Below are 20,713 nucleotides of genomic sequence, written 5' to 3'. Positions count from 1 at the left end.
GGTTCGAAGTGCAACTTCGAGCTCACGGGGCTGAAAGTCTTTTTCAGTGTCGCGGGTTCGCTCGTCCTGAAAACGGCCTGCGTTTGATGATGGCAGGAGACAATAATGACAACTCACAATGTATCAATCGAAGACGTACCGCTTAATCGCTTTCACCAATGGCTCACCGTGCGTTCGGGCGGTGGCTCGTTCGTCGATGGCTATGTACTGAGCATCATCGGCGTGGCCATGGTGCAGATGACCGCCGGGCTGTCACTGAGCAGTTTCTGGCAGGGCATGATTGCCGCGTCCGCACTGATCGGTATTTTCTTCGGCGGTTTTCTCGGCGGTTGGCTGACTGACCGCTTCGGCCGCAAGCGGGTGTTTTTCGTCGGCCCGACCCTGTTCATTCTCGCCTCGCTCAGCCAGTTCTGGGTGGAGTCGGCGCTGGCGCTGTTCCTGCTGCGCTTCGTAGTGGGGGTGGCGGTCGGCATCGAGTACCCGGTGGCCACCTCGCTGCTGGTGGAGTTCCTGCCCAAGCGCAATCGTGGGCCGCGCCTGGCGACCTTGACCATTCTTTGGTTCGCCGGCGCTGCGTTCGCCTACATCCTGGGGGACTTCCTGCTGCGTCAGGGTGGTGACGACGCCTGGCGGCTGGTGCTGGCCAGCCCGGCGCTGATCGGAGCCCTGCTGTTCATGATCCGCATCGGCACGCCCGAGTCGCCACGCTGGCTGTTGAGCAAGGGCCGGGCGAACGAGGCCGAGGCGGTGATCCGCAGTGTGTACGGCCATGACTTTTCCCTGCGCAATCTGCCAGAGGAGCCGGTACAGAAACGCTTGTCGTTCCTCGACCTGATGCACTCCGGCTACGGCAAACGCATGATGTTCGTCGCCGTGTTCTGGTCGTGTTCGGTGATCCCGGTATTTGCCGTATACGCCTTCGCGCCCAAGGTGCTCGGCGCACTCAACCTCAAAGGCGACTGGGCATCGTTCGGCTCGGTGGCCATTACCTTGCTGTTCGTGGTCGGCTGCATCATCGCCACCCGCCTGATCAACGCCATGGGCCGGCGCAGCATGCTGATTCACAGCTTCTTCTGGTCGGGCCTGGCGCTGCTGGGGCTGGGCGTGTTCCACGCCGGCTCCGAGCTGCTGATCCTCACCTTGTTCGGCGCCTATGCGCTGTTCATCGGTGGCGCCCAGGTGCTGCAACTGGTGTACCCCAACGAGCTGTTCCCCACCGAGATCCGCGCCAACGCTGTCGGCGTCGGCACGTCGCTGTCACGCGTCGGTGCAGCGATCGGGACCTGGCTGGTGCCCATGGTCCTGGACAGCTACGGCATCGCTTTCACCATGTATGCCGCTGCGGCGGTCACCTTGCTGGGCCTGGCCGTGTCCTGGGCGCTGGCCCCCGAAACCCGCTCGCTGAACCTGCAGCAGGCGGCATCCCTGACCTGATCCATCTACCTCGCGCCGCCATGTCGGCGCGGACTGACCCTTTGCATCCACAGGAGAACCGCTAATGAAATTCGAAGGTATCTATACCCCTGCCATCACCCCCTTGGCCGCTGACGGATCGATCGACAAGTCGGGCTTCGCCGACGTACTGGAGTATCTGCTTGACTCGAAGATCCACGGCGTGATCATCGGCGGCTCCACGGGCGAGTACTACGCCCACACCGCCCAGGAGCGCATCGAGCTCGCGGCCCAGGCCAAGGACGTGCTCAACGGTCGTTTACCGCTGATCGTCGGCACTGGCGGCATCCGCACCGAGGACGCCGTGGCTTTTGCCAAGCACGCCAAAGAGATCAAGGCCGATGCGCTGCTGGTCGGCACGCCGCCCTATGCGCTGCCGACCCAGGAGGAGATTGCGTTGCACGTCAAGGCGGTGGACGCCGCGGCCGACCTGCCGATCATGCTCTACAACTACCCGGGCCGCATGAGCGTGAGCATGGGCGAGGCGTTCTTCGATGCCGTGGCCGATGTGAAGAACATCGTGGCCATCAAGGAGAGTTCAGGCGACATGAACCAGTTGCACCGCCTGGCGATCAAGCGCCCGAACATCCAGGTTTCCTGTGGCTGGGACGACCAGGCCCTGGAGTTCTTCGCCTGGGGTGCACAGAGCTGGGTCTGCGCCGGCTCCAACTTCATCCCGCGCGAGCATGTGGCGCTTTACGAGGCCTGCGTGATCGAGAAGGACTTTGCCAAGGGCCGCCGCATCATGGCGGCGATGATGCCGCTGATGGACTTCCTTGAAGGCGGCAAGTTCGTTCAGTCGATCAAGTACGGTTGCGCGCTCAACGGCCTGCGCACCGGCGGTGTGCGCAAGCCGCTGCAAGACCTGAACGCCGATGAGAAGCAGGCGTTGCAGGCGGTGGTCAGCGAGCTCAAGCGCAGCATCGCGCAGATCACCGGAGCGGCCTGAGATGAGTGAACTGCTGAGCAAAGCCGAGTACGCAGCCATCGCCGCCGAACTGCAACCGCGTACCCAGGCCTTCATCGACGGCGAATTCCGTGACGCGATCTCGGGCAACACTTTCGTGACCACCAACCCGGCCACCGGCAAGGTACTGGCCGAGGTCGCCGCCTGCGATGTGCAGGACGTCGACCTGGCCGTCGCCGCCGCCAAGCGGGTGTTCGAGGCCGGCAGCTGGTCCAGGCTGCAGCCGGGCGAGCGCAAGCATGTGCTGCTGAAGTTCGCCCAGTTGCTCGAAGACAACGCCCATGAACTGGCGGTGCTGGAGAGCCTGGACAGCGGCAAGCCGGTCAGTGAATGCCAGAACGTCGATGTGCCGGAGACCATCCACACTCTGCGCTGGCACGCCGAGCTGATCGACAAGATCTACGACAGCACCGCCCCGACGGGCAGTGCCGCCGTGACCATGGTGGTGCGCGAAGCCATCGGTGTGGTCGGCCTGGTGCTGCCCTGGAACTTCCCCCTGCTGATGCTGGCGTGGAAGATCGCGCCGTCGCTGGCCGCCGGTTGTTCGATCGTGGTCAAGCCGGCCAAGGAAACCACCCTCAGCGCCTTGCGTGTGGTCGAGCTTGCGCACCAGGCAGGGATCCCGGCGGGTGTGTTCAACCTGGTGCCTGGCGGCGGGCGGGAAGTGGGCGAGGCCATCGGCCGGCACATGGACATCCCGATGGTCAGCTTCACCGGCTCCACCGACACCGGGCGGCTGTTCCTCAAGTACGCCGCCGAATCCAACCTCAAGCGCATCGTGCTGGAGCTGGGTGGCAAGAACCCGGCGGTGGTGATGAACGACTGCGAGGACCTGGACGAAGTGGCGCAGTTCGTCACTGCCGGTGCGTTCTGGAACATGGGCGAGAACTGCTCGGCATCGTCGCGGCTGATCGTGCACAAGGACGTCAAGGACGAGCTGCTGGGCCTGATCGGCAAGCACCTGAAGGACTGGAAGCTGGGCGACCCGCTGGACCCCGACAATCGCCTGGGCGCCATGGTCAGCCGGTCGCACTTCGAGAAGGTGCGCTCGTACCTGGAGCATGCCGCCGAACACAACCTCAAAGTGGTGCAGGGCGGCGAGACCCGGGATGGGGTTTTCGTGCAGCCGACTATCGTCGACGGCGTGGCGCGCAATGACCGGTTGTTCGTCGAGGAGATCTTCGGGCCGGTATTGAGCGTGACCAGTTTCGAGACCCTTGAGGAGGCCATCGAGCTTGCCAACGATACGGTCTATGGCCTTGCGGCCTCGGCCTACACCGGCAGCCTGCGCAACGCGCTGCGTCTGTCGCGGGAGATCCGCGCGGGGGTGGTGACGGTGAACTGCTTTGGCGAGGGCGATGCCTCGACGCCGTTCGGAGGCTACAAAGAGTCCGGATTTGGCGGGCGCGACAAGTCGGTGTGGGCGCATGATCAATACACGGAGCTCAAGACCATCTGGATCAACGCTTCGTGAATTGAGCGACAGGGCGCTGTTCTGACGGAGTTCAGTGCTTTTGTTGTCGGGGGTGGGTGTTGGCCTTTTCGCGGGCAAGCCCGCGCCCACAGTTAACCCAACGGAGATCAGCTGTGGGAGCGGCGGTTCGCCGCTGCGACTTGCCCGCGAAAAGGCCAACACCCACCCCAACCCCTTTCTGCAACAACAGCGAATAAGCAGCACGGCTCGCAAGAGCCAGACAAGGCTGCGGCGCTGCAGGCCTGGCGGATCACCGCAGGCCACACATTCCCCCAACAGAATCGAACCCGTGCACAGGCCCCGGGGGAATGACTGCGTGCGCCATTTTTCATTTTTTTGCGAGTTCACTGCCCATGATCGTCTCCCAAACCCGCGGGCTCAGCCCTGCACTGTCGCACCGCAACGCCCTGGTCCTGGCGCATGTCGCCGCAGTGCTGTTCGGCCTGACCGGCATCCTCGGCGCCCTGATCCAGGCCGATGCCAGTGTCATCACCTTTGGTCGCGCCGCCTTCGCCGTGCTTGCCCTGGGGCTGGTCGCGCTGCTCCAGCGGCGAGCCTTGTTCAGGGGGCTGGACCGCCGTCGCGCCGCCGTGCTGCTGTTCACCGGGGCCATGCTGGCCGCACACTGGGTGACCTTCTTCATTGCCGTGAAGATCGGCGGTGTGGCGATAGCGACCCTGGGTTTTGCCAGCTTCCCGGCGTTCATCGCTCTGCTTGATTGCATCGTGTTTGGCGAGCGTATCCGCCTGCGCGAATGGCTACTGCTGGCGCTGGTGAGCCTGGGCCTGGTGCTGGTGGTGCCGACCTTCGACCTGCTCGACCAGGGCACCCTGGGTTTGCTCTGGGGGTTGGCTTCGGGCCTGTCGTTCGCCTTGCTGGCGATTGCCAACCGGCGCTGGGCCAGTGGCTTGAAGGCCGTGCAGGTGGCGTTCTGGCAAAACCTGATGGTGGCGGTGCTGGTGCTACCGGTGGCCCTGGAAAACCTGGTGGGGCAGGGCTTGCAGACGGCGGACTGGATCTACCTGGCGCTGCTCGGGGTGTTCTGCACGGGCCTTTCGCAGTACCTGTTCGTCAAGAGCCTGAAGGGCCTGGCGGCGCGCAGTGCGGGGATGATCCTTGCACTGGAGCCGGTGTATGCGATCGCCTGCGCCTGGGTGCTGTTCGCCGAGGTGCCGTCGCTGCGGATGCTGGCGGGGGCAGGGTTGATCATTCTGGCGACGCTGCTGTCGGCCTGGGGCAAACCTGCCAGCGAGCGGATGACGTGAGGTTGCCGGGCTGCGCTGCAGCCCGGCTCCCGGTTACTTGAACTTGGGGCCGGAGCGAGTATTCAGGCCCTTTGCCAGCCGGTCATACAGCACCACATTGACCGTCGCGGCCAGGTTCATGCAGCCCTGGGTGGGGATGTAGATGGTTTCTTCGCACCAGGCGCGTACGCTTTCGTCGAGGCTGCCGTCCTCCGGGCCGAAGATGTAGATCGCCCGGTCCGGATGGGTGTATTCGGGCAGTGGCCGTGCGCCGTCGACCAGCTCCACTGCCACTGGCGTACAGCCCAGCGGGATGATGCGCTGCAGGTCGTCGATGCCGATCAGCGGGATGTCGTAGTGCACCCGCTTGGTGTCGGTGACGAAGTCGCGGGCGCGCTCGTAGCGTTTGCCGGTGTAGAACACCGAGTTGACGCCGTAGCAGCCCGCCGCACGCATCACCGAGCCTACGTTTTCAGCGGATTTTGGGTTGAACAGGCCGATGCAGCTGTACCGTTTGTTCGCCACGAGTCGGGGCCCTTCGCAAAAAAAGAGCGCGATTATACGGGCTAGCCGACGCCGTGGGCGGATGAATCGACGGTCAGTCCTTCTTCATCAGGGCGGCCAGGCCTGCGAAGGGGTTGTGCGTGGCGACATTGGTTTTCGGCGTGCTCAGCGAGCCTTCGCCGAAATACTGCTGGTCGGTGTAGCGCGAATGCTCGTTGTCGTGGCAGTACAGGCACAGCAGCTCCCAGTTGGAGCCGTCCTGGGGGTTGTTGTCGTGGTTGTGGTCGCGGTGGTGCACGGTCAGTTCCGACAGGCGCTTGCCGGAGAACTCGCGGGCGCAGCGCCCGCAGACGTGCGGATACATCTTCAGTGCCTTGTCGCGGTAGCCCATTTCCTTGTCGCGCTTGGCGTCGGCGAGGATGCGGTCGAGACGGGCGGTGGCGGCGGAGTTGGAGGCCGAGCTCATGGTGTTACCTTTTTCGTTATCAGGGCAATGACGGTTATGGCATTGAGTCTAGCGCGCCTGCGGGCCCGACGGACAGGCGAAAACGTGCGATTGGGCGTAGCCTGTAGGCAGGTTCCGGACGGGAGGTTACCGATGTTGCCTGTGATCCTTGCCACGCTGCTCCTGCTTGCCGCCCCGCTGGCTGATGCCGCCGGGCAGCCTTCGGGAAGCATCACCCCGGTGCCAGGTGCACCGGGTACGCCGACGCCCACGCCTTATCCGCAGATCACCCCGAGCACGCCACCGAAGGCCGGCAGCAGCCAGCCCGGCGCGCCGTTGCTGCCGCCGATGCCGCTGCCTGGCCCACCGAAGGACCAGCCGTTACCAGGGCTGTCCCAGGATCCACCGAAAAAGAACGACTAGACCTGTTGCGAGAGGCGCTGGCCGTCCTGCATCCGCAAGCGTTTCGACAACGCCACGGCGAGGGCGCGGATGATCCGCGCGGCGATGCGCGGGGCGTCGTTGAGCATCTTGTCCAGCGAGTCCTTGCCCAGCGTCAGCAACTGGCAATCACTGGCCGCCACGCAACTGGCCGAGCGCCGTTCGCCGTCGAGCACGGCCATTTCGCCGAAAGCCCGCCCCTTGCGCAAGGTCGCGATCTCGACTTGCTGGCCGTTGCCGTCGGTCTTGCGCACCGACACCACGCCGCGGTGCAGGATGCACATGAAGGTGCCGGCGTCGCCTTCGGCGAAGATGGTCTGGCCCTCGGTCATCGCCGTGATGGCGAAGTAACCGGCGACGGCCTGGAAGTCGCTGGGCTGCAGGCTGTCGAACAAACCGCAGTCCATGAGCATGTCGCGGATTTCGGCGCTGAGGAGGCTTGGGTCGGGCATGTGTTGTTCTTCGTGTTGTCCGGTATTTGGGAGCTTCCACATACCCTGTGGAAGAGGCCACAGGGTATGCGAGAACTCTATGACAACAAGAAACGCGATTTACACCACGCCCAGCTCATTGAAGACGAACGCATACTCCAGGGCCACGTCTTTCAACCCCTGGTAGCGTCCGCTCATGCCGCCGTGGCCGGCGCCCATTTCGGTCTTGAGCAGCAACAGGTTGTCGTCGGTCTTGCAGGTGCGCAGGCGCGCCACCCACTTGGCCGCCTCCCAGTACTGCACGCGACTGTCGTTGTAGCCGGCCACCACCAAGATGGCCGGGTAAGCCTGGGCCTTGACGTTCTCGTAGGGGGCATAGGCCTTGATACGTGCATGCACCTCAGGCTCCTCGGGGTTGCCCCACTCGTCATACTCGGTGACGGTCAGCGGCAGCTCGGGGTCGAGCATGGTGTTGAGCACATCGACGAAAGGCACCTCGGCGATGGCGCAGCGGAACAGCTCAGGGCGCTGGTTGAGCACTGCGCCCATCAGCAGGCCGCCGGCACTGCCGCCGCTGATCGCCAGTTGCTCGGTGCGGGTGACGCCCTGGGCGATCAGGTGTTCGGCGCAGGCGATGAAGTCGTCGAAGCTGTTCTGCTTGTGCTCCTGCTTGCCGGCCCGGTACCAGGCCTCACCCAGCTCGCCGCCGCCGCGCACATGGGCGATGGCAAAGGCCACGCCGCGCTCGAGCAGGCTCAGGCGGGCGTGGGAAAACCAGGGGTCGAGGCTCTCGCCATAGGCGCCGTAGCCGTAGAGGTACAGCGGCACCTCGCGGTCCAGGTCCTGACGGCGGCGCACCAGGCTGATCGGCACCTGGGTGCCGTCCTTGGCGGTCGCCCACAGGCGTTGGCTGACGTAGTCGTCGGCATCGAAGCGACCGAGTACCGGGGTCTGCTTGAGCACCTGCTGCTCACCACTGGCCAGCTCCAGTTGGCGGACCTGGGCCGGCCGGTTGAGCGCTTCGTAGCGCAGGCGGATGCGTGTGCTGGAGAACTCCAGGCTGTCCTGCACGTAGAGGCTGTAGGCGGCGTCGGGCAGTTCGACGCGATAGGCCGGCAGGCCCTGGGGGCGGACTTCGATGATCGGCAGGCCGCCTTCACGCAGGCTCAGTGACAGTGCCGAGGCGTTCAGGCTCAGGCCTTCGAGCATGATGTCGTCACGGTGCGGCACCAGCACCTGCCATTGCGCGCGGCTGGGCACCTGGTCGGCCGACGCGTGGAACAGGGCGAAGTTGATGCCGTCCTGGTTGCTGCGGATGAACCAGCGCCACTGGCCGTCGAGCTGGCCGTGGTCGGGGAAGTATTCGTGGCCCTCGACCCGCGGCGCCAGGCAGGTGAAGTCGGCCTGTGGCGTGGCGGCATCGAGCACCCAGGCTTCGCTGGTGGTCTTGCTGTTGAGCAGCAGCACCAGCTGGCGTTCGGAACTTGCGCGGTAGCAGTGCAGGAAGAAACGCCCGTCCGGCTCTTCGAACACGGTGCTCGCGTCGGTTTCACCCAATGTGTGGCGGCGCAGGCGCCACGGGCGGTGGGTGTCGTCCAGTTCGGCGAAGAACAGCGTGCGGCTGTCGTTGGCCCAGGTCAGGCTGCCGTCGCAGTCGTCGAAGGGCAGGGTGGCGACGCTGCCACTGTCCAGATCCTTGACGTACAGGGTGTAGACCTCGTCGCCGCTGGTGTCGAGGCTGTAGGCCAGCAGGCGATGGTCGGGGCTGACATTGAATGCGCCCAGGGCGAGGAAGCCGCCGTTGGCCAGGGCATTGGGGTCGAGCAGCAGTTGCTCGGCGCTTTCGTCGACGCGGTTGCTGTCATCGGCCGGGCGCGGGCAGCGATAGTGACGCGGGTATTCGTCGCCCGCCGTGGTGCGGGTGTAGTAGAGGTACGGGCCCCAGGGGGAGGGGAGCGACAGGTCGGTTTCGAGGATGCGGCCCTTGATCTCTTCGAACAGCTGTTCGCGCAGCTCGGCCTGGTCGGCGAGGCAGGCTTGCTGGTAGGTGTTTTCCTGCTCCAGGTAGGCCAGCACTTCTGGGGCGTCGCGCTCCTGCAGCCAGGCGTAGGGATCGGCGGCTTGGGCAGGGCGGGCGATGGGGGGCTTGGGTCTGGTATGCATGGGATGTCCGTGGTCTGGTGGCGTCTGTGCCGGTATCTTCGCGAGCATCGCCGGTCTGTGGGAGTGGGCTTGCCCGCGAAGAGGGCGCTCAGGCTTCAAGAGGGAAGAGGCGCCTGTGCCCGTAAAAGTGTTTATCATAGGCATCTCTTTGCCTGCCTTGCACGGACACCATGATCGAACAAGACTACACACTGGCCTGGGGCCTCTACGCTGTCGCCGCCCTGGGTTGCCTGCTGGTGGCCTTCAAGCTGACCGGCTGGATGTGGCGCTGGCTGCGCGAGCCGCTGCGGGTGATCGTTGCCGTGCTGCTGTTCACCCCCACCATTGTCGATCCGGTCAAGGACAGCTTTGCCCCGGCCGTTGCCATTACCGCCCTGGACCTGGCGTTCAAGGTGGGCAACAACGCCTGGCGCGCGGCCTCGGACCTGGCGATGTACGGCATGATCGCCTTCGGCCTTTACCTGCTGTTCGTGCTGGTGCGCTGGCCACTGGAAAAACGGGCTGGCGAGCGCCGCGAGAAGGCCGAGGCCGCTGCCAAGCGCCAGGCGGCCGAAGACGATGCGGTGATGGCCGACGCGCCCGTCGCCGATCGTCGTGATCGCTACCGTGAAGAGCCTCCTGCCGCTCCGGTGCGTCGCCCGGGCAATGGTGGCGGCCGCGTCGAGCCACGGATCTAGGACGGAGCCCTCGCCAATGTGTGAATTGCTGGGCATGAGTGCCAATGTTCCCACCGATATCGTCTTCAGCTTCACCGGCCTGATGCAGCGTGGCGGGCGTACCGGTCCGCACCGAGACGGCTGGGGCATCGCCTTCTACGAAGGGCGTGGCCTGCGCCTGTTCCAGGACCCGGCCGCGAGCAGCGAGTCGGAGGTGGCCAACCTGGTGCAGCGTTACCCGATCAAGAGCGAAGTGGTTATTGGTCATATCCGCCAGGCCAACGTCGGCAAGGTCTGCCTGTCCAACACCCACCCCTTCGTGCGTGAGCTCTGGGGCCGCAACTGGTGCTTCGCGCACAACGGCCAGCTCGCCGATTTCAGTGGCGAGAAGACGTTCTACCGCCCGGTCGGCGACACCGACAGCGAGGCCGCCTTCTGCGACCTGCTCAACCGCGTGCGTGCGGCATTCCCCGAACCGGTGGAGGTCGAGGCGCTGCTGCCGGTGCTGGTCGAGGCCTGCGCCGGATATCGTGCTAAGGGCGTGTTCAACTGCCTGCTCAGCGACGGCGACTGGCTGTTCTGCTTCTGTTCGACCAAGCTGGTACATATCACCCGGCGCGCGCCTTTTGGTGCCGCGCGGTTGAAAGATGTCGACCTGATCGTGGATTTTCAATCGGAAACCACGCCCAATGACGTGGTCACGGTGATCGCCACCGAGGCCCTGACCGAAAACGAGACCTGGCAGCGTTACGAGCCCGGTCAATGGGCCCTGTGGCGGCACGGCGAGTGCGTCGCCAAAGGCTAAGGACAGAGCATGTTCAGAAGTTACCTGCGGTTGCTGCTGTTCACTTTCGGCCTGCTGGCCGGTGTCCAGGTGCCCGGCCTGGTCAAGGACTATAGCCAGCGGGTCGAGGCCCACATGCTCGAGTCGCGCGAAGCGCTGGCGGGCTTCCAGGAAACTGCCGAGCGCTTCTTCAACGGCGACCTGCAGGCATTGGTGCGCCATTACCGCACCAGTGACGACCCGGTGTTCAACAGTGACGCCAACAGCATCGAAAGCCTGGTGATTCGCAACCAGTTGCTGGAAAACGAATGGCAGGCGCTGCAAGGCAGTTGGGCCAGCCGCAGTTGGCATGTGCTGGTGCAGGCCGATCCACAACTGCGTGAAGAGACGCTCAAGGGCTACAGCTACCAGATCCTGCTGGTGCCCGAGGCGATCGGCTGGGGGATCGCCAGCGGCTTCCTGCTGGCATTCCTGGTCGAGAGCGTGTTGCTGGGGATCGGCTGGGTGATCCTGGGCGGGCGGCGCCGGGCGGTGAAGGAAAGCTGGCGCTAGGTTGCAGGTAGTTCGTTGCCGGGGCGGGCCTCACCGCGGGACGAGTCGCTGCGGCGAACCGCCGCTCTCACAATGTTGGACCTTGCGGGAGCTACTGTCCTGTTCAAAATCTAAAGGCCAGCTCAACCCCTGTGGGAGCGGGCTGGTCCCGCGATGAGGCCGGGACTGACACACTCCCGGCTCAGACCAGCACGATCCGCTGCCCCCCCACATCCTGCGCATAGCGCCCCAGCACCTGCCGGCACAACCCTACCACTTCATCGACCAGCTCCACCCCGGTCTGCCACGACACCACCAACTCCAGGCTAGGCGGTGGCTGCAGCCCGGTCAGCAACACCAGCTCGCCGCGTGCCAGCTCTGCGGCGACCAGCGCCGGGGGCAGGGCGCCGATACCGAAGCCGTCGCGCAGCAGCCGGGTGATCGCCGACACCGAGTTCACGCAGTTCAGCCGCGGCGTCTCGCTCCCCGCGCTCTGCAGCAGGCTGAACACCTCCTGGTGCGGCCGGGAGTTGCGCGAAAAGGTGATGATCCGCTCGCGCGCCAGTTCTGCCAGCGACGCATAGTCACGATGGTGCGGTGAGCCGGTGGCGACGATCCAGCCCATGGGATAGCGCGCCAGGTCCAGGCTGCGGATGCTTTCCTGGCGCAGCAGGTCGGTCTGCAGGATCACGTCGAGAAACCCCTTCTGCAACTGGTCGCGCAGGTTCAGCGAGGTGTCGGCGACCAGCTCGATTTCCACTTGCGGGTAGCGCTCGGTCAACTCGGCCACCAAGGCGCTCATCCAGGTGTGGATCACCGTGTCCATGACCCCCAGGCGGATCCGGCCGACCACCGCCCGTTCGCCGCCCAGCGACTGTTTCATCGCCTTGGCGGTGTCGAGCATGCGCTCGGCGTACTCCAGCACCTTGCTGCCTTCCGGGGTCAGGCTGACACCGCGCGAGTCGCGCAGCAGCAGCTTCACGCCAAGGTCGGCCTCCAGTGCGGCGATGCGGCTGGACACCGAGGCCTGGGTGGTGAACAGCTTCTCGGCGGTGAGGCGAAAGCTCTTGAGCCGGGCGACCCAGACGAAGGTTTCGAGAAATCGCAGGTTCATCGTGTGCTCGCAAGGCTGGGCGATCAGGTTTTCTTGTTCCAGACCGACGGTTTTTCTCGTTGGACGCAGGTTGCGCGGGCTTTGAACAATAGCGTCCAGGCCGCGAACACGCAGTCGTTCCTCAAACAATACCAACAAGCCGAGGCATCCATGAACCCCACCGGCGTACAGCAGCAGGCACCCGCCCGATCTTCGGGCGGGCCCTTTGCCTGGTACCGTGACATCGACTCCCAGCAACGACGTACCTTCTGGAGCTGCAAGATTGGCTATGGCCTGGACGGCATGGACACGCAGATGCTCAGCTTCGTCATCCCCACCCTGATCATGATCTGGGGCATCAGCACCGCCGAGGCCGGCCTGATCCACACCAGCACCCTGATCGCCTCGGCCATCGGCGGCTGGGTCGCCGGTATTCTCTCCGACCGCATCGGCCGCGTACGCACCCTGCAACTGACCGTGCTGTGGTTCGCCTTCTTCACCTTCCTCTGCGGCTTCGCCCAGAGCTACGAGCAGCTGCTGATCGCCCGCACCTTGATGGGCTTTGGCTTCGGTGGCGAGTGGACCGCCGGTGCGGTGCTGATCGGCGAGGTGATCCGTGCCCAGGACCGCGGCAAGGCAGTGGGCATGGTGCAATCGGGCTGGGCCATCGGCTGGGGCCTGACCGCGATCCTCTACGCCTTGTTGTTCTCCTGGCTGCCGGCCGAACAGGCCTGGCGTGCACTGTTCCTGCTCGGGCTGTTGCCGGCGATCTTCGTGATCTTCGTACGCCGCATGGTCAAGGATCCGGAGGTCTACCGCGAAGCCAGGCGTGCAGAAAAGCCCGAAGCGCCTTCGCACTTCTACGAAATCTTCGCCTCCGGCATGCTCTGGACCACGATCCGCGCTTCGTTGCTGACCACCGGCGCCCTGGGTGGCTACTACGCCATCACCTCGTGGCTGCCGACCTTCCTCAAGAACGAGCGCGGCCTGAGCGTGCTGGGCACCGGCGGCTACCTGGCCATGGTCATCGTCGGTTCCTACATCGGCTATGTGATCAGCGCCTACCTCAGCGACCTGCTGGGGCGTCGCAAGAATTTCATCCTGTTCGCGGTGGGTTCGTTCGTCATCGTCCTGCTGTACACGCAGGTGCCGGTCAGTGACGGCGTCATGTTGTGGCTGGGCTTCCCGCTGGGCTTCTTCGCCTCGGGCATCTTCAGCGGCATGGGGGCTTTCCTCACCGAACTGTTCCCCACGCGCATCCGCGGCTCGGGGCAGGGCTTCTGCTACAACGTCGGCAAGGTGCTGGCGGCGATGTTCCCGCTGCTGATCGGCCTGCTCGGCGAGAAGATCCCGTTGGGCCTGGGCATCGGCGCATTCGCTGCGGTGTCCTATGGCATCGTGATCGTCGCCGCCCTGAGCCTGCCAGAAACCCGCGGCAAAGAACTGAAGGCGCGTTAAGGTAGACCTATGAACAGCACAACAGGAGTTCGACAGGTGAATCGCCTGCTTCTCAATTGCGACATGGGCGAGAGTTTCGGCAACTGGCGCATGGGCCTGGATGCCGAGGTCATGCCCTTCGTGGACTGCGCCAACATCGCCTGCGGCTACCATGCCGGCGACCCCGGCACCATGCGCCGCACCGTGGCCCTGGCGCTGCAGCATGACGTGACCATCGGCGCGCACCCGGCCTACCCGGACCTGGTCGGCTTCGGCCGCCGTTCGATGGCCTGCAGCGACGACGAGATTCGCGACCTGCTGCACTACCAGATCGGCGCCCTGGACGGCATCTGCAAGGTGCTCGGTGGTCGTGTGGCCTACGTCAAGCCGCATGGCGCGCTGTACAACGACATGATGGCCGACCCGCAGAAGTTGCGTGCGGTGCTCGAAGCCGTGGCCGCCTACGACGCAGGCCTGCCGCTGATGCTGATGGCCACCGCCGACGACAGTGCTGCACAGGCCCTGGGCGACGAGATCGGGGTGCCGTTGTGGTTCGAAGCGTTCGCTGACCGCGCCTACACCGCCAGCGGCCACCTGGTGTCGCGCCGCCTGCCCGGCGCCGTGCACCATGACCCGGCCCTGGTGGTCGAACAGGCCGTGCGCCTGGCGCGTGGCGAGGCACTGGTGGCCAACGACGGCAGCGCGCTGCGCCTCGATGCCGCCACCTTGTGTGTGCATGGCGACAACGAAAGCTCGGTGGCTGCGGTACGGCAGATCCGCCAGGCCCTCGATGCGTTACAGGCATGAGGATGTCGCGATGAAGCCACGTATCGAAGTGGTGGCGATCGACAGCCTGATGGTGCGGCTGTTCGACACCATCGACGAGGCCAACATGCCGTGGATCCTCGCCGCCAACCAGCGCCTGCGTGCAGCGTTCGGTGAGCACCTGGTCGACCTGGTACCGTCCTACACCACCCTGATGTTGCAGTCGAACCTGGCGCCAGGGGAGGCGCGCGTGCGAATTGGCCAGGCGCTGGAAGGCTTGCAGCCGGATGCAGGCCACCGTGGTCGGCGTCACGAGATTCCGGTGTGGTACCACGCCAGTGTCGGCCCGGAGCTGGCGCTGCTGGCTGCGCGCAGCGGCCTGAGCGAAGACGAGGTGATTGGCCTGCACTGCGCGCGTGACTACCCGGTGTTCGCCCTGGGTTTTGCACCGGGGTTCGGGTTCATGGGGCTGGTGGACGAACGCCTGGCCACGCCACGCCTGAGCACACCGCGCAAGCGCGTTGCAGCCGGTAGCGTGGGCATCGCCGAGCGGCAGACGGCGGCCTATCCTGCGGTGTCGCCGGGTGGCTGGAACCTGATCGGGCGTACGCCAGTGCGTCTGTTCGACCGCGAACGTGATGGCTACAGCTTGCTGCAGCCGGGTGACCGGGTACGTTTCGTGGCGGTGTCGCACACCGAATTCATGGCATTGGGCGGCGATGACCGTCCTTTGGAGGCGCTGGCATGACGCAGTTGAGGATCGAAGCCAGCACCGCGCTGTGCCAGCTACAGGACGCCGGGCGCCTGGGTGTGCGGCATCTGGGCGTGACCCAGGGCGGGGCGCTGGACTGGGTGGCGATGAACTGGGCCAACTGGCTGCTGGGCAACGCCCTGGACGCGCCAGTGGTGGAGGTGGCGCTGGGTGGTTTGAGCCTGCTCGCCGAGCAGGACTGTGTGCTGGCCCTGGCCGGCGCCGACCTGGACGCCAGGGTCGACGACCAGCCGCTGGCGCCCTGGCGCAGCTTCGCCCTGCACAAGGGCCAACGCCTGACGCTGCGGCAACCACGCCAGGGTGTGCGTGCCTACCTGGCCGCTCCTGGCGGTTTTGTGGGCGAAGCCGTGCTGGGCAGTTGTTCGACGGTGGCGCGTGAAGCGCTGGGGGGCATCGAGGGGCGCGGCGAGGCGCTGGCCAAGGGGCAGGCTCTGCGCTTTGCCGAGGGCGCACTGGCCTTGCGTGAAGTGCCCGAAGCCCTGCGCCCGGAATATCCGGCCAAGCCGGTACTGGACCTGGTGATGGGCGCACAGATCGGCGACTTCAGCGGCACCAGCCTGTTCGAGGCCTTCAACAGCGACTGGACGCTGGACAGCCGTGCCGATCGCATGGGCAGCCGCCTGCTGGGGCCGCAACTGGTCTACCAGGGTGCGCCGATGATTTCCGAGGGGATTCCCTTGGGGGCGGTGCAGGTGCCGCTGGATGGGCAGCCGATCGTGCTGCTCAATGATCGCCAGACCATCGGCGGCTATCCGCGGCTGGGGGCCTTGACGCCACTGGCGCTGGCACAGCTGGCGCAGTGCATGCCAGGGGCGGTGGTGCGGTTCAGGGCGGTGGTGCAGGAGACGGCGTGGCGGCAGCAGCAGGGGTATCTGCAGCGCTGGGCCTGAGCTATCGGGCCCTATCGCGGGGCAAGCCCGCTCCCACAGGTTCCCCACTGTTCGCAGGGGCGGTAGGGGACCTGTGGGAGCGGGCTTGCCCCGCGATAGGGTCGGTACAGGCTACTTGGACAGATACCTCATCGCTTCCTCCAACCCCTGCAAGGTCAGCGGGAACATCCGGTCTTCGACCAGCTCGCGCACCAATTGGGTGGACGCGGTGTAGTTCCAGGTCTGCTTGGGGTAGGGGTTGATCCAGACGATCTTCCTGAATTTCTCCATGAAGCGCTGCATCCACACGTACCCGGCCTCTTCGTTCCAGTGCTCGACGCTGCCGCCCGGCTGGGTGATCTCGTACGGCGCCATCGCCGCATCGCCGACGAACACCACCTTGTAGTCATCGCCGTACTTGTGCAGCAGATCGAAGGTGGAAAACCGCTCGGAGGTGCGGCGCAGGTTGTTCTTCCACACCGATTCGTAGACGAAGTTGTGGAAGTAGTAGTACTCCAGATGCTTGAACTCGGTCTTGCAGGCCGAGAACAGCTCTTCGCACACTTTCACATGGGCATCCATCGAGCCGCCGATATCGAACAGCAACAGCAGCTTGACCGTGTTGCGCCGCTCCGGGCGCATCTGGATGTTCAACAGCCCGGCATCGCGGGCGGTGTGGTCGATGGTGCCGTCGATGTCGAGCTCCTCGGCGGCGCCTTCGCGGGCGAATTTGCGCAGGCGGCGCAGGGCCAGCTTGATGTTGCGCGTGCCCAGCTCGACCTGGTCGTCGAGGTTCTTGTACTCGCGCTGGTCCCACACCTTGACCGCCTTGCCCTGGCGTTTGCCGGCCTCGCCGACGCGAATGCCTTCGGGGTTGAAACCGCCGGAGCCGAACGGACTGGTGCCGCCGGTGCCGATCCACTTGTTGCCGCCGGCGTGGCGTTCCTTCTGCTCCTCGAGACGCTTCTTGAACTCCTCGATCAGCTTGTCGAGCCCGCCGAGCGACTGGATCTGCGCGCGCTCTTCATCGCTGAGCGAGCGTTCGAACTCCTTGCGCAGCCATTCTTCGGGGATCAGCGCTTCCAGGTGGCGGTCGAGGTTTTCCAGGCCCTTGAAATAGGCCGAGAAGGCGCGGTCGAACTTGTCGAAATGGCGCTCGTCCTTGACCAGGATTGCCCGCGCCAGATAGTAGAACTCGTCCATGTCGGCGAATACCACGCGCTGTTGCAGGGCGTTGAGCAGGTCGAGCAGTTCGCGCACCGACACCGGCACCTTGGCCGCGCGCATTTCATTGAACAGGTTGAGCAGCATGGCCAGCCCCTCAGCGGTTGCCGCGACGGCTCATGAAGGCCAGGCGCTCCAGCAGTTGTACGTCCTGTTCGTTCTTGACCAGGGCACCGGCCAGCGGCGGGATGGCCTTGGTCGGATCACGCTCGCGCAGCACCGCCTCACCGATGTTGTCGGCCATCAGCAGCTTGAGCCAATCGACCAGCTCGGAAGTGGAGGGCTTCTTCTTCAGGCCCGGCACCTTGCGCACGTCGAAGAATACGTCCAGCGCCTCGCTGACCAGCGACTGCTTGATGTTCGGGTAGTGCACATCGACGATGCGCTGCAGGGTCTCGCGGTCGGGGAAGGCGATGTAGTGGAAGAAGCAGCGGCGCAGGAAGGCGTCGGGCAGCTCTTTTTCGTTGTTGGAGGTGATGATGATGATCGGGCGCTGTTTCGCCTTGATGGTCTCGTCGATTTCGTAGACGTAGAACTCCATCTTGTCGAGTTCCTGCAGCAGGTCGTTGGGGAACTCGATGTCGGCCTTGTCGATCTCGTCGATCAGCAGGATGACGCGCTCATCGGCCTCGAAGGCTTCCCACAGCTTGCCTTTCTTCAGGTAGTTGCGCACGTCGTGGACCTTGTCCACGCCCAGTTGCGAGTCGCGCAGGCGGCTCACCGCATCGTACTCGTAGAGGCCCTGGTGGGCCTTGGTGGTGGACTTGATGTGCCAGGTGATCAGGCGTGCACCGAAAGATTCGGCCAATTGCTCGGCCAGCATGGTCTTGCCGGTGCCTGGCTCGCCCTTGACCAGCAGCGGGCGTTCGAGGGTGATGGCCGCGTTGACCGCCAGCTTCAGGTCGTCGGTGGCGACGTAGTTGCGGGTGCCTTCGAATTTCATGGAGCCGATCCTCTGCGGGGTGTCGATGGCGGCCTCATCGCGGGACAAGCCCGCTCCCACAGGGGGAGGGTACCTTGTGGGAGGGGGCTTGCCCGCGAAAAGGCCGACACCGAGAACTCATGTCTATGATGTGCCCCGACTATAACGCGGCCCCAGGCCGCTGCAAACGCAGACCGGGTATTCAGTCGCTGAATGGCCCGTCACCCGCGTTTCAGTCAGTCTTGGGCGGCGGCTGCTCGTAGCGGGCGTTGAATGCCTGGACGAAACCATTGCGCAATATCTGCAGGAACGCCTCGAATGCGCTGATGTTCTGTTGATGGACACTGCCGCTGAGTTCGACGCGGGTGGCGAACTGATTCTTCGGCTGGTTCTTCAGCACCGTTTCACTGGCACCGACCACCGCCTCCCAGATCGAGCGGAAGAAGCCTTTGTCCTTGTTTTCGACATCCTGCTGCCAGTCGAACACATCGACATCGCGCAGCAACGGCTTGATATAGCCATTGAGCCTACCGTTCTCGGCCTGGGCCTCGATCACCACGTCACCATGCCCGGCATTGAAGTCGAACTTGCCATAGGCACTGGCGAAGTCGTTGAGCCGGCGCAGTTCGATGCCGGTGGCGCGCAGACGGAATTCGAAGTCGTCAAAGTCGCTGAACGGGTCGAAGGTGGCGCGGCTTTCGACCTTGGCATCGCCGGCAATCAGCGCGTCGGCCTCGAAGCTGGCGTCGCGTCGGCCTTTTTCGTCGCGCACGTTGGTCAGGTTGCGGATGCTGGCCTGGAGCTGTGTGGCCTTGAGGTCCACCGGCGGCTTGGAGTTGAAGTTGCGAAAGGTCAGGGTGCCGTTTTCGATGCGCACTTCGTTGAGCGTAATCGGCAGCAGTTTCTCCAGTTGCTGGCGCCAGTCGGTGCCCTGGCCGGTCTGCGAGTTCTGTTTGCTGCCGCCATCGACGAAGTTGAGCTCGGGCCGCACGAACGCCACCTCGGCGACCACGGCCTGGTCGTACCACAGCGAATGCCAACTGACTGACAGGTCGATCAGTGGCGCATCGAGCAGCGGCACGGGCACTTTGCCGGTGGTCTTGACGATCTTCAGCCCGTTGATCTGGTAGGCGCCGCGCCACCAGGCGAGGTCGACGTCGGCGACCTCGCCGCGGTAGTCGCCCATGTCGGCGAGCTTTTCGTTGAGGTAGTCGCGAACCAGGTAGGGCAGGGCCAGGTGCAGGGCGACCAGCAGCACGATCAGGCCGGCCAGGCCGATCAGCGGCCAGCGATAACGGGCTTTCATCGCAAGCTCTCCAGGGCAGGTTGTGCGGTTGACCGCCAGGCGCCGGGCTTGGTTCGAACGGGCTTTACGGGCTGCCGGGGCAGGCTTACCCTTGAGGCTTTCCCGCCTGTTTCCAACGATTCAAGGACCCCTGCCATGAGCCGTATCTACGCCGACAACGCCCACTCCATCGGCAACACGCCGCTGGTGCAGATCAACCGCATCGCCCCGCGCGGGGTGACCATCCTGGCCAAGATCGAAGGGCGCAACCCAGGGTATTCGGTGAAGTGCCGGATCGGCGCGAACATGGTCTGGGACGCCGAAGGCAGCGGGAAGCTCAAGCCGGGCATGACCATTGTCGAGCCCACCTCGGGCAACACCGGCATCGGCCTTGCCTTCGTCGCTGCGGCGCGCGGCTACAAGCTGATGCTGACCATGCCGGCCTCCATGAGCCTGGAGCGGCGCAAGGTGCTCAAGGCGCTGGGCGCCGAGCTGGTGCTGACCGACCCTGCCAAGGGCATGAAAGGGGCGATCGAGAAAGCCAACGAGATCGTCGCATCCGATCCTGCGTTGTACTTCCAGCCAGGTCAGTTCGAAAACCCCGCCAACCCCGCAATTCACGAGAAGACCACCGGGCCTGAAATCTGGAACGACACCGACGGCGCCGTTGACGTGCTGGTCGCAGGTGTCGGCACCGGCGGCACCATTACCGGCGTGTCGCGCTACATCAAGCACACCCAGGGCAAGCCGGTGCTGTCGGTGGCCGTGGAGCCGGTGGCCTCGCCGCTGATCAGCCAGACCCTGGCCGGCGAGGAACTCAAGCCCAGCCCGCACAAGATCCAGGGCATCGGCGCAGGCTTCGTGCCGAAGAACCTCGACCTGTCGGTCGTCGACCAGGTCGAGCAAGTCACCGATGAAGAGTCCAAGGCCATGGCCATCCGCCTGATGCAGGAGGAGGGGATCCTGTGCGGCATTTCCTGCGGCGCGGCGATGGCGGCGGCAGTGCGCCTGGCAGAAAAGCCGGAGATGCAGGGCAAGACCATCGTGGTGATCCTGCCGGATTCGGGCGAGCGTTACCTGTCGAGCATGTTGTTCAGCGACATGTTCAGCGAGCAGGAAAACCAGCAGTAACGTCAGGTCCACAGCGCAGTCAGCAAGCCGAGGAGTGCTGATCCGGGTCAAGCGACCTTGATCTTCATCTTCGCGCTTGCCGCTTGTGACTTGCAGCAGCCTTCGATGGGTTTATCATGTCCG

General features: G+C 64.7%; 21 protein-coding genes. 13 read left to right on the top strand and 8 right to left on the bottom strand.

Going from position 1 to position 20,713, the window contains the following annotated elements; all coding sequences use genetic code 11:
* Nucleotides 1–105: 105 nt before the first annotated feature.
* The 4 genes from IAE40_RS14210 (at nucleotide 106) to IAE40_RS14195 (ending at nucleotide 5,158) form a co-directional block, all read left to right on the top strand.
* On the top strand, nucleotides 106–1,434 hold the full coding sequence (locus IAE40_RS14210; protein ID WP_197889973.1) for an MFS transporter: 1,329 nt from the start codon (nucleotides 106–108) through the stop codon (nucleotides 1,432–1,434).
* Between the two features lie 64 nt (nucleotides 1,435–1,498).
* Nucleotides 1,499–2,401, top strand: coding sequence for a dihydrodipicolinate synthase family protein (locus IAE40_RS14205; protein ID WP_197889971.1), 903 nt, complete (start codon nucleotides 1,499–1,501; stop codon nucleotides 2,399–2,401).
* A gap of 1 nt (nucleotide 2,402) precedes the next feature.
* A complete protein-coding gene (locus IAE40_RS14200; RefSeq protein WP_200603412.1) occupies nucleotides 2,403–3,893 on the top strand; it encodes an aldehyde dehydrogenase in 1,491 nt (496 codons plus the stop codon).
* 353 nt (nucleotides 3,894–4,246) lie between these two features.
* Nucleotides 4,247–5,158 (top strand): DMT family transporter, encoded by a 912-nt coding sequence (locus IAE40_RS14195; protein WP_200603411.1) that lies wholly within the window; start codon nucleotides 4,247–4,249, stop codon nucleotides 5,156–5,158.
* A 33-nt stretch (nucleotides 5,159–5,191) separates the two neighbouring features.
* Here the strand turns inward: IAE40_RS14195 and IAE40_RS14190 are convergent, their stop codons facing one another.
* Together IAE40_RS14190 and IAE40_RS14185 are read right to left on the bottom strand one after the other, a co-directional pair.
* Nucleotides 5,192–5,662 carry an RNA methyltransferase gene (locus IAE40_RS14190; RefSeq protein WP_054895033.1) on the bottom strand — a complete coding sequence of 157 codons (471 nt, stop codon included), beginning with the start codon at nucleotides 5,660–5,662 and terminating at the stop codon, nucleotides 5,192–5,194.
* 73 nt (nucleotides 5,663–5,735) lie between these two features.
* Nucleotides 5,736–6,107: a YajD family HNH nuclease gene (locus IAE40_RS14185; protein ID WP_054895032.1), complete on the bottom strand. Its 372-nt coding sequence runs from the start codon at nucleotides 6,105–6,107 to the stop codon at nucleotides 5,736–5,738.
* A 132-nt stretch (nucleotides 6,108–6,239) separates the two neighbouring features.
* Between IAE40_RS14185 and IAE40_RS14180 the strand changes: the two genes are divergently transcribed.
* Complete coding sequence (locus IAE40_RS14180) at nucleotides 6,240–6,509, top strand: hypothetical protein (RefSeq protein ID WP_054895031.1); 270 nt, start codon at nucleotides 6,240–6,242, stop codon at nucleotides 6,507–6,509.
* On the opposite strand, the gene IAE40_RS14175 is transcribed toward IAE40_RS14180, so the two are convergent.
* Both IAE40_RS14175 and IAE40_RS14170 read right to left on the bottom strand, forming a co-directional pair.
* Nucleotides 6,506–6,979, bottom strand: coding sequence for a cyclic nucleotide-binding domain-containing protein (locus IAE40_RS14175; protein ID WP_063543662.1), 474 nt, complete (start codon nucleotides 6,977–6,979; stop codon nucleotides 6,506–6,508). The two genes, IAE40_RS14180 and IAE40_RS14175, sit on opposite strands and share 4 nt — an antisense overlap.
* Nucleotides 6,980–7,078: 99 nt before the next feature.
* The gene (locus IAE40_RS14170; RefSeq protein ID WP_200603410.1) at nucleotides 7,079–9,121 is read right to left on the bottom strand and encodes a S9 family peptidase; all 2,043 of its coding nucleotides are present in this window, start codon (nucleotides 9,119–9,121) and stop codon (nucleotides 7,079–7,081) included.
* 170 nt (nucleotides 9,122–9,291) lie between these two features.
* Here IAE40_RS14170 and IAE40_RS14165 point away from each other — a divergent pair, with 170 nt between their 5' ends.
* Genes IAE40_RS14165 through IAE40_RS14155 form a run of 3 tightly spaced genes read left to right on the top strand, consistent with a single transcriptional unit; the run spans nucleotide 9,292 to nucleotide 11,113 of the window.
* Nucleotides 9,292–9,798, top strand: coding sequence for a hypothetical protein (locus tag IAE40_RS14165; RefSeq protein WP_054895028.1), 507 nt, complete (start codon nucleotides 9,292–9,294; stop codon nucleotides 9,796–9,798).
* 16 nt (nucleotides 9,799–9,814) lie between these two features.
* Nucleotides 9,815–10,582, top strand: a complete 768-nt coding sequence (locus IAE40_RS14160; protein WP_054895027.1) for a class II glutamine amidotransferase — start codon at nucleotides 9,815–9,817, stop codon at nucleotides 10,580–10,582.
* Between the two features lie 9 nt (nucleotides 10,583–10,591).
* A complete protein-coding gene (locus IAE40_RS14155; protein WP_065861438.1) occupies nucleotides 10,592–11,113 on the top strand; it encodes a DUF2937 family protein in 522 nt (173 codons plus the stop codon).
* Nucleotides 11,114–11,294: 181 nt separating this feature from the next.
* On the opposite strand, the gene IAE40_RS14150 is transcribed toward IAE40_RS14155, so the two are convergent.
* Nucleotides 11,295–12,206 carry a LysR family transcriptional regulator gene (locus IAE40_RS14150; protein ID WP_063543670.1) on the bottom strand — a complete coding sequence of 304 codons (912 nt, stop codon included), beginning with the start codon at nucleotides 12,204–12,206 and terminating at the stop codon, nucleotides 11,295–11,297.
* 150 nt (nucleotides 12,207–12,356) lie between these two features.
* Here IAE40_RS14150 and IAE40_RS14145 point away from each other — a divergent pair, with 150 nt between their 5' ends.
* Genes IAE40_RS14145 through IAE40_RS14130 form a run of 4 tightly spaced genes read left to right on the top strand, consistent with a single transcriptional unit; the run spans nucleotide 12,357 to nucleotide 16,049 of the window.
* A complete protein-coding gene (locus IAE40_RS14145; protein WP_200603409.1) occupies nucleotides 12,357–13,643 on the top strand; it encodes an MFS transporter in 1,287 nt (428 codons plus the stop codon).
* Nucleotides 13,644–13,652: 9 nt separating this feature from the next.
* Nucleotides 13,653–14,429, top strand: a complete 777-nt coding sequence (locus IAE40_RS14140) for a 5-oxoprolinase subunit PxpA (protein WP_200603408.1) — start codon at nucleotides 13,653–13,655, stop codon at nucleotides 14,427–14,429.
* 10 nt (nucleotides 14,430–14,439) lie between these two features.
* Nucleotides 14,440–15,135, top strand: a complete 696-nt coding sequence (pxpB, locus tag IAE40_RS14135) for a 5-oxoprolinase subunit PxpB (protein ID WP_200603407.1) — start codon at nucleotides 14,440–14,442, stop codon at nucleotides 15,133–15,135.
* Nucleotides 15,132–16,049, top strand: a complete 918-nt coding sequence (locus IAE40_RS14130) for a biotin-dependent carboxyltransferase family protein (protein WP_200603406.1) — start codon at nucleotides 15,132–15,134, stop codon at nucleotides 16,047–16,049. The genes pxpB and IAE40_RS14130 overlap by 4 nt, the downstream gene beginning before the upstream one ends.
* Before the next feature lie 111 nt (nucleotides 16,050–16,160).
* On the opposite strand, the gene IAE40_RS14125 is transcribed toward IAE40_RS14130, so the two are convergent.
* The 3 genes from IAE40_RS14125 to IAE40_RS14115 all read right to left on the bottom strand — a co-directional run bounded on the left by IAE40_RS14125 (nucleotide 16,161) and on the right by IAE40_RS14115 (nucleotide 19,480).
* Entirely contained in the window at nucleotides 16,161–17,339 is a 1,179-nt protein-coding gene (locus IAE40_RS14125; RefSeq protein ID WP_054895021.1) for a vWA domain-containing protein, read from the bottom strand.
* 10 nt (nucleotides 17,340–17,349) lie between these two features.
* Complete coding sequence (locus IAE40_RS14120; protein ID WP_054895020.1) at nucleotides 17,350–18,195, bottom strand: AAA family ATPase; 846 nt, start codon at nucleotides 18,193–18,195, stop codon at nucleotides 17,350–17,352.
* Nucleotides 18,196–18,406: 211 nt separating this feature from the next.
* Nucleotides 18,407–19,480 (bottom strand): DUF748 domain-containing protein, encoded by a 1,074-nt coding sequence (locus IAE40_RS14115; protein ID WP_054895019.1) that lies wholly within the window; start codon nucleotides 19,478–19,480, stop codon nucleotides 18,407–18,409.
* 135 nt (nucleotides 19,481–19,615) lie between these two features.
* On the opposite strand from IAE40_RS14115, the gene cysK reads away from it, so the two are divergent.
* Complete coding sequence (gene cysK / locus IAE40_RS14110) at nucleotides 19,616–20,590, top strand: cysteine synthase A (protein WP_063543680.1); 975 nt, start codon at nucleotides 19,616–19,618, stop codon at nucleotides 20,588–20,590.
* Nucleotides 20,591–20,713: the final 123 nt, after the last annotated feature.

Source organism: Pseudomonas sp. S44, assembly GCF_016624805.1.
GTDB lineage: Bacteria > Pseudomonadota > Gammaproteobacteria > Pseudomonadales > Pseudomonadaceae > Aquipseudomonas > Aquipseudomonas machongensis.
This window is presented reverse-complemented; position numbering and strand designations above follow the sequence as displayed.

What these genes read in the sequence shown, in the direction of transcription:
- IAE40_RS14210 (WP_197889973.1), top strand. Translation starts at nt 106, where the DNA reads ATGACAACTCACAATGTATCAATCGAAGACGTACCGCTTAATCGCTTT.
- IAE40_RS14205 (WP_197889971.1), top strand. Translation starts at nt 1,499, where the DNA reads ATGAAATTCGAAGGTATCTATACCCCTGCCATCACCCCCTTGGCCGCT.
- IAE40_RS14200 (WP_200603412.1), top strand. Translation starts at nt 2,403, where the DNA reads ATGAGTGAACTGCTGAGCAAAGCCGAGTACGCAGCCATCGCCGCCGAA.
- IAE40_RS14195 (WP_200603411.1), top strand. Translation starts at nt 4,247, where the DNA reads ATGATCGTCTCCCAAACCCGCGGGCTCAGCCCTGCACTGTCGCACCGC.
- IAE40_RS14185 (WP_054895032.1), bottom strand. Translation starts at nt 6,107, where the DNA reads ATGAGCTCGGCCTCCAACTCCGCCGCCACCGCCCGTCTCGACCGCATC.
- IAE40_RS14180 (WP_054895031.1), top strand. Translation starts at nt 6,240, where the DNA reads ATGTTGCCTGTGATCCTTGCCACGCTGCTCCTGCTTGCCGCCCCGCTG.
- IAE40_RS14175 (WP_063543662.1), bottom strand. Translation starts at nt 6,979, where the DNA reads ATGCCCGACCCAAGCCTCCTCAGCGCCGAAATCCGCGACATGCTCATG.
- IAE40_RS14170 (WP_200603410.1), bottom strand. Translation starts at nt 9,121, where the DNA reads ATGCATACCAGACCCAAGCCCCCCATCGCCCGCCCTGCCCAAGCCGCC.
- IAE40_RS14165 (WP_054895028.1), top strand. Translation starts at nt 9,292, where the DNA reads ATGATCGAACAAGACTACACACTGGCCTGGGGCCTCTACGCTGTCGCC.
- IAE40_RS14160 (WP_054895027.1), top strand. Translation starts at nt 9,815, where the DNA reads ATGTGTGAATTGCTGGGCATGAGTGCCAATGTTCCCACCGATATCGTC.
- IAE40_RS14155 (WP_065861438.1), top strand. Translation starts at nt 10,592, where the DNA reads ATGTTCAGAAGTTACCTGCGGTTGCTGCTGTTCACTTTCGGCCTGCTG.
- IAE40_RS14150 (WP_063543670.1), bottom strand. Translation starts at nt 12,206, where the DNA reads ATGAACCTGCGATTTCTCGAAACCTTCGTCTGGGTCGCCCGGCTCAAG.
- IAE40_RS14145 (WP_200603409.1), top strand. Translation starts at nt 12,357, where the DNA reads ATGAACCCCACCGGCGTACAGCAGCAGGCACCCGCCCGATCTTCGGGC.
- IAE40_RS14140 (WP_200603408.1), top strand. Translation starts at nt 13,653, where the DNA reads ATGAACAGCACAACAGGAGTTCGACAGGTGAATCGCCTGCTTCTCAAT.
- pxpB (WP_200603407.1), top strand. Translation starts at nt 14,440, where the DNA reads ATGAAGCCACGTATCGAAGTGGTGGCGATCGACAGCCTGATGGTGCGG.
- IAE40_RS14130 (WP_200603406.1), top strand. Translation starts at nt 15,132, where the DNA reads ATGACGCAGTTGAGGATCGAAGCCAGCACCGCGCTGTGCCAGCTACAG.
- IAE40_RS14125 (WP_054895021.1), bottom strand. Translation starts at nt 17,339, where the DNA reads ATGCTGCTCAACCTGTTCAATGAAATGCGCGCGGCCAAGGTGCCGGTG.
- IAE40_RS14120 (WP_054895020.1), bottom strand. Translation starts at nt 18,195, where the DNA reads ATGAAATTCGAAGGCACCCGCAACTACGTCGCCACCGACGACCTGAAG.
- IAE40_RS14115 (WP_054895019.1), bottom strand. Translation starts at nt 19,480, where the DNA reads ATGAAAGCCCGTTATCGCTGGCCGCTGATCGGCCTGGCCGGCCTGATC.
- cysK (WP_063543680.1), top strand. Translation starts at nt 19,616, where the DNA reads ATGAGCCGTATCTACGCCGACAACGCCCACTCCATCGGCAACACGCCG.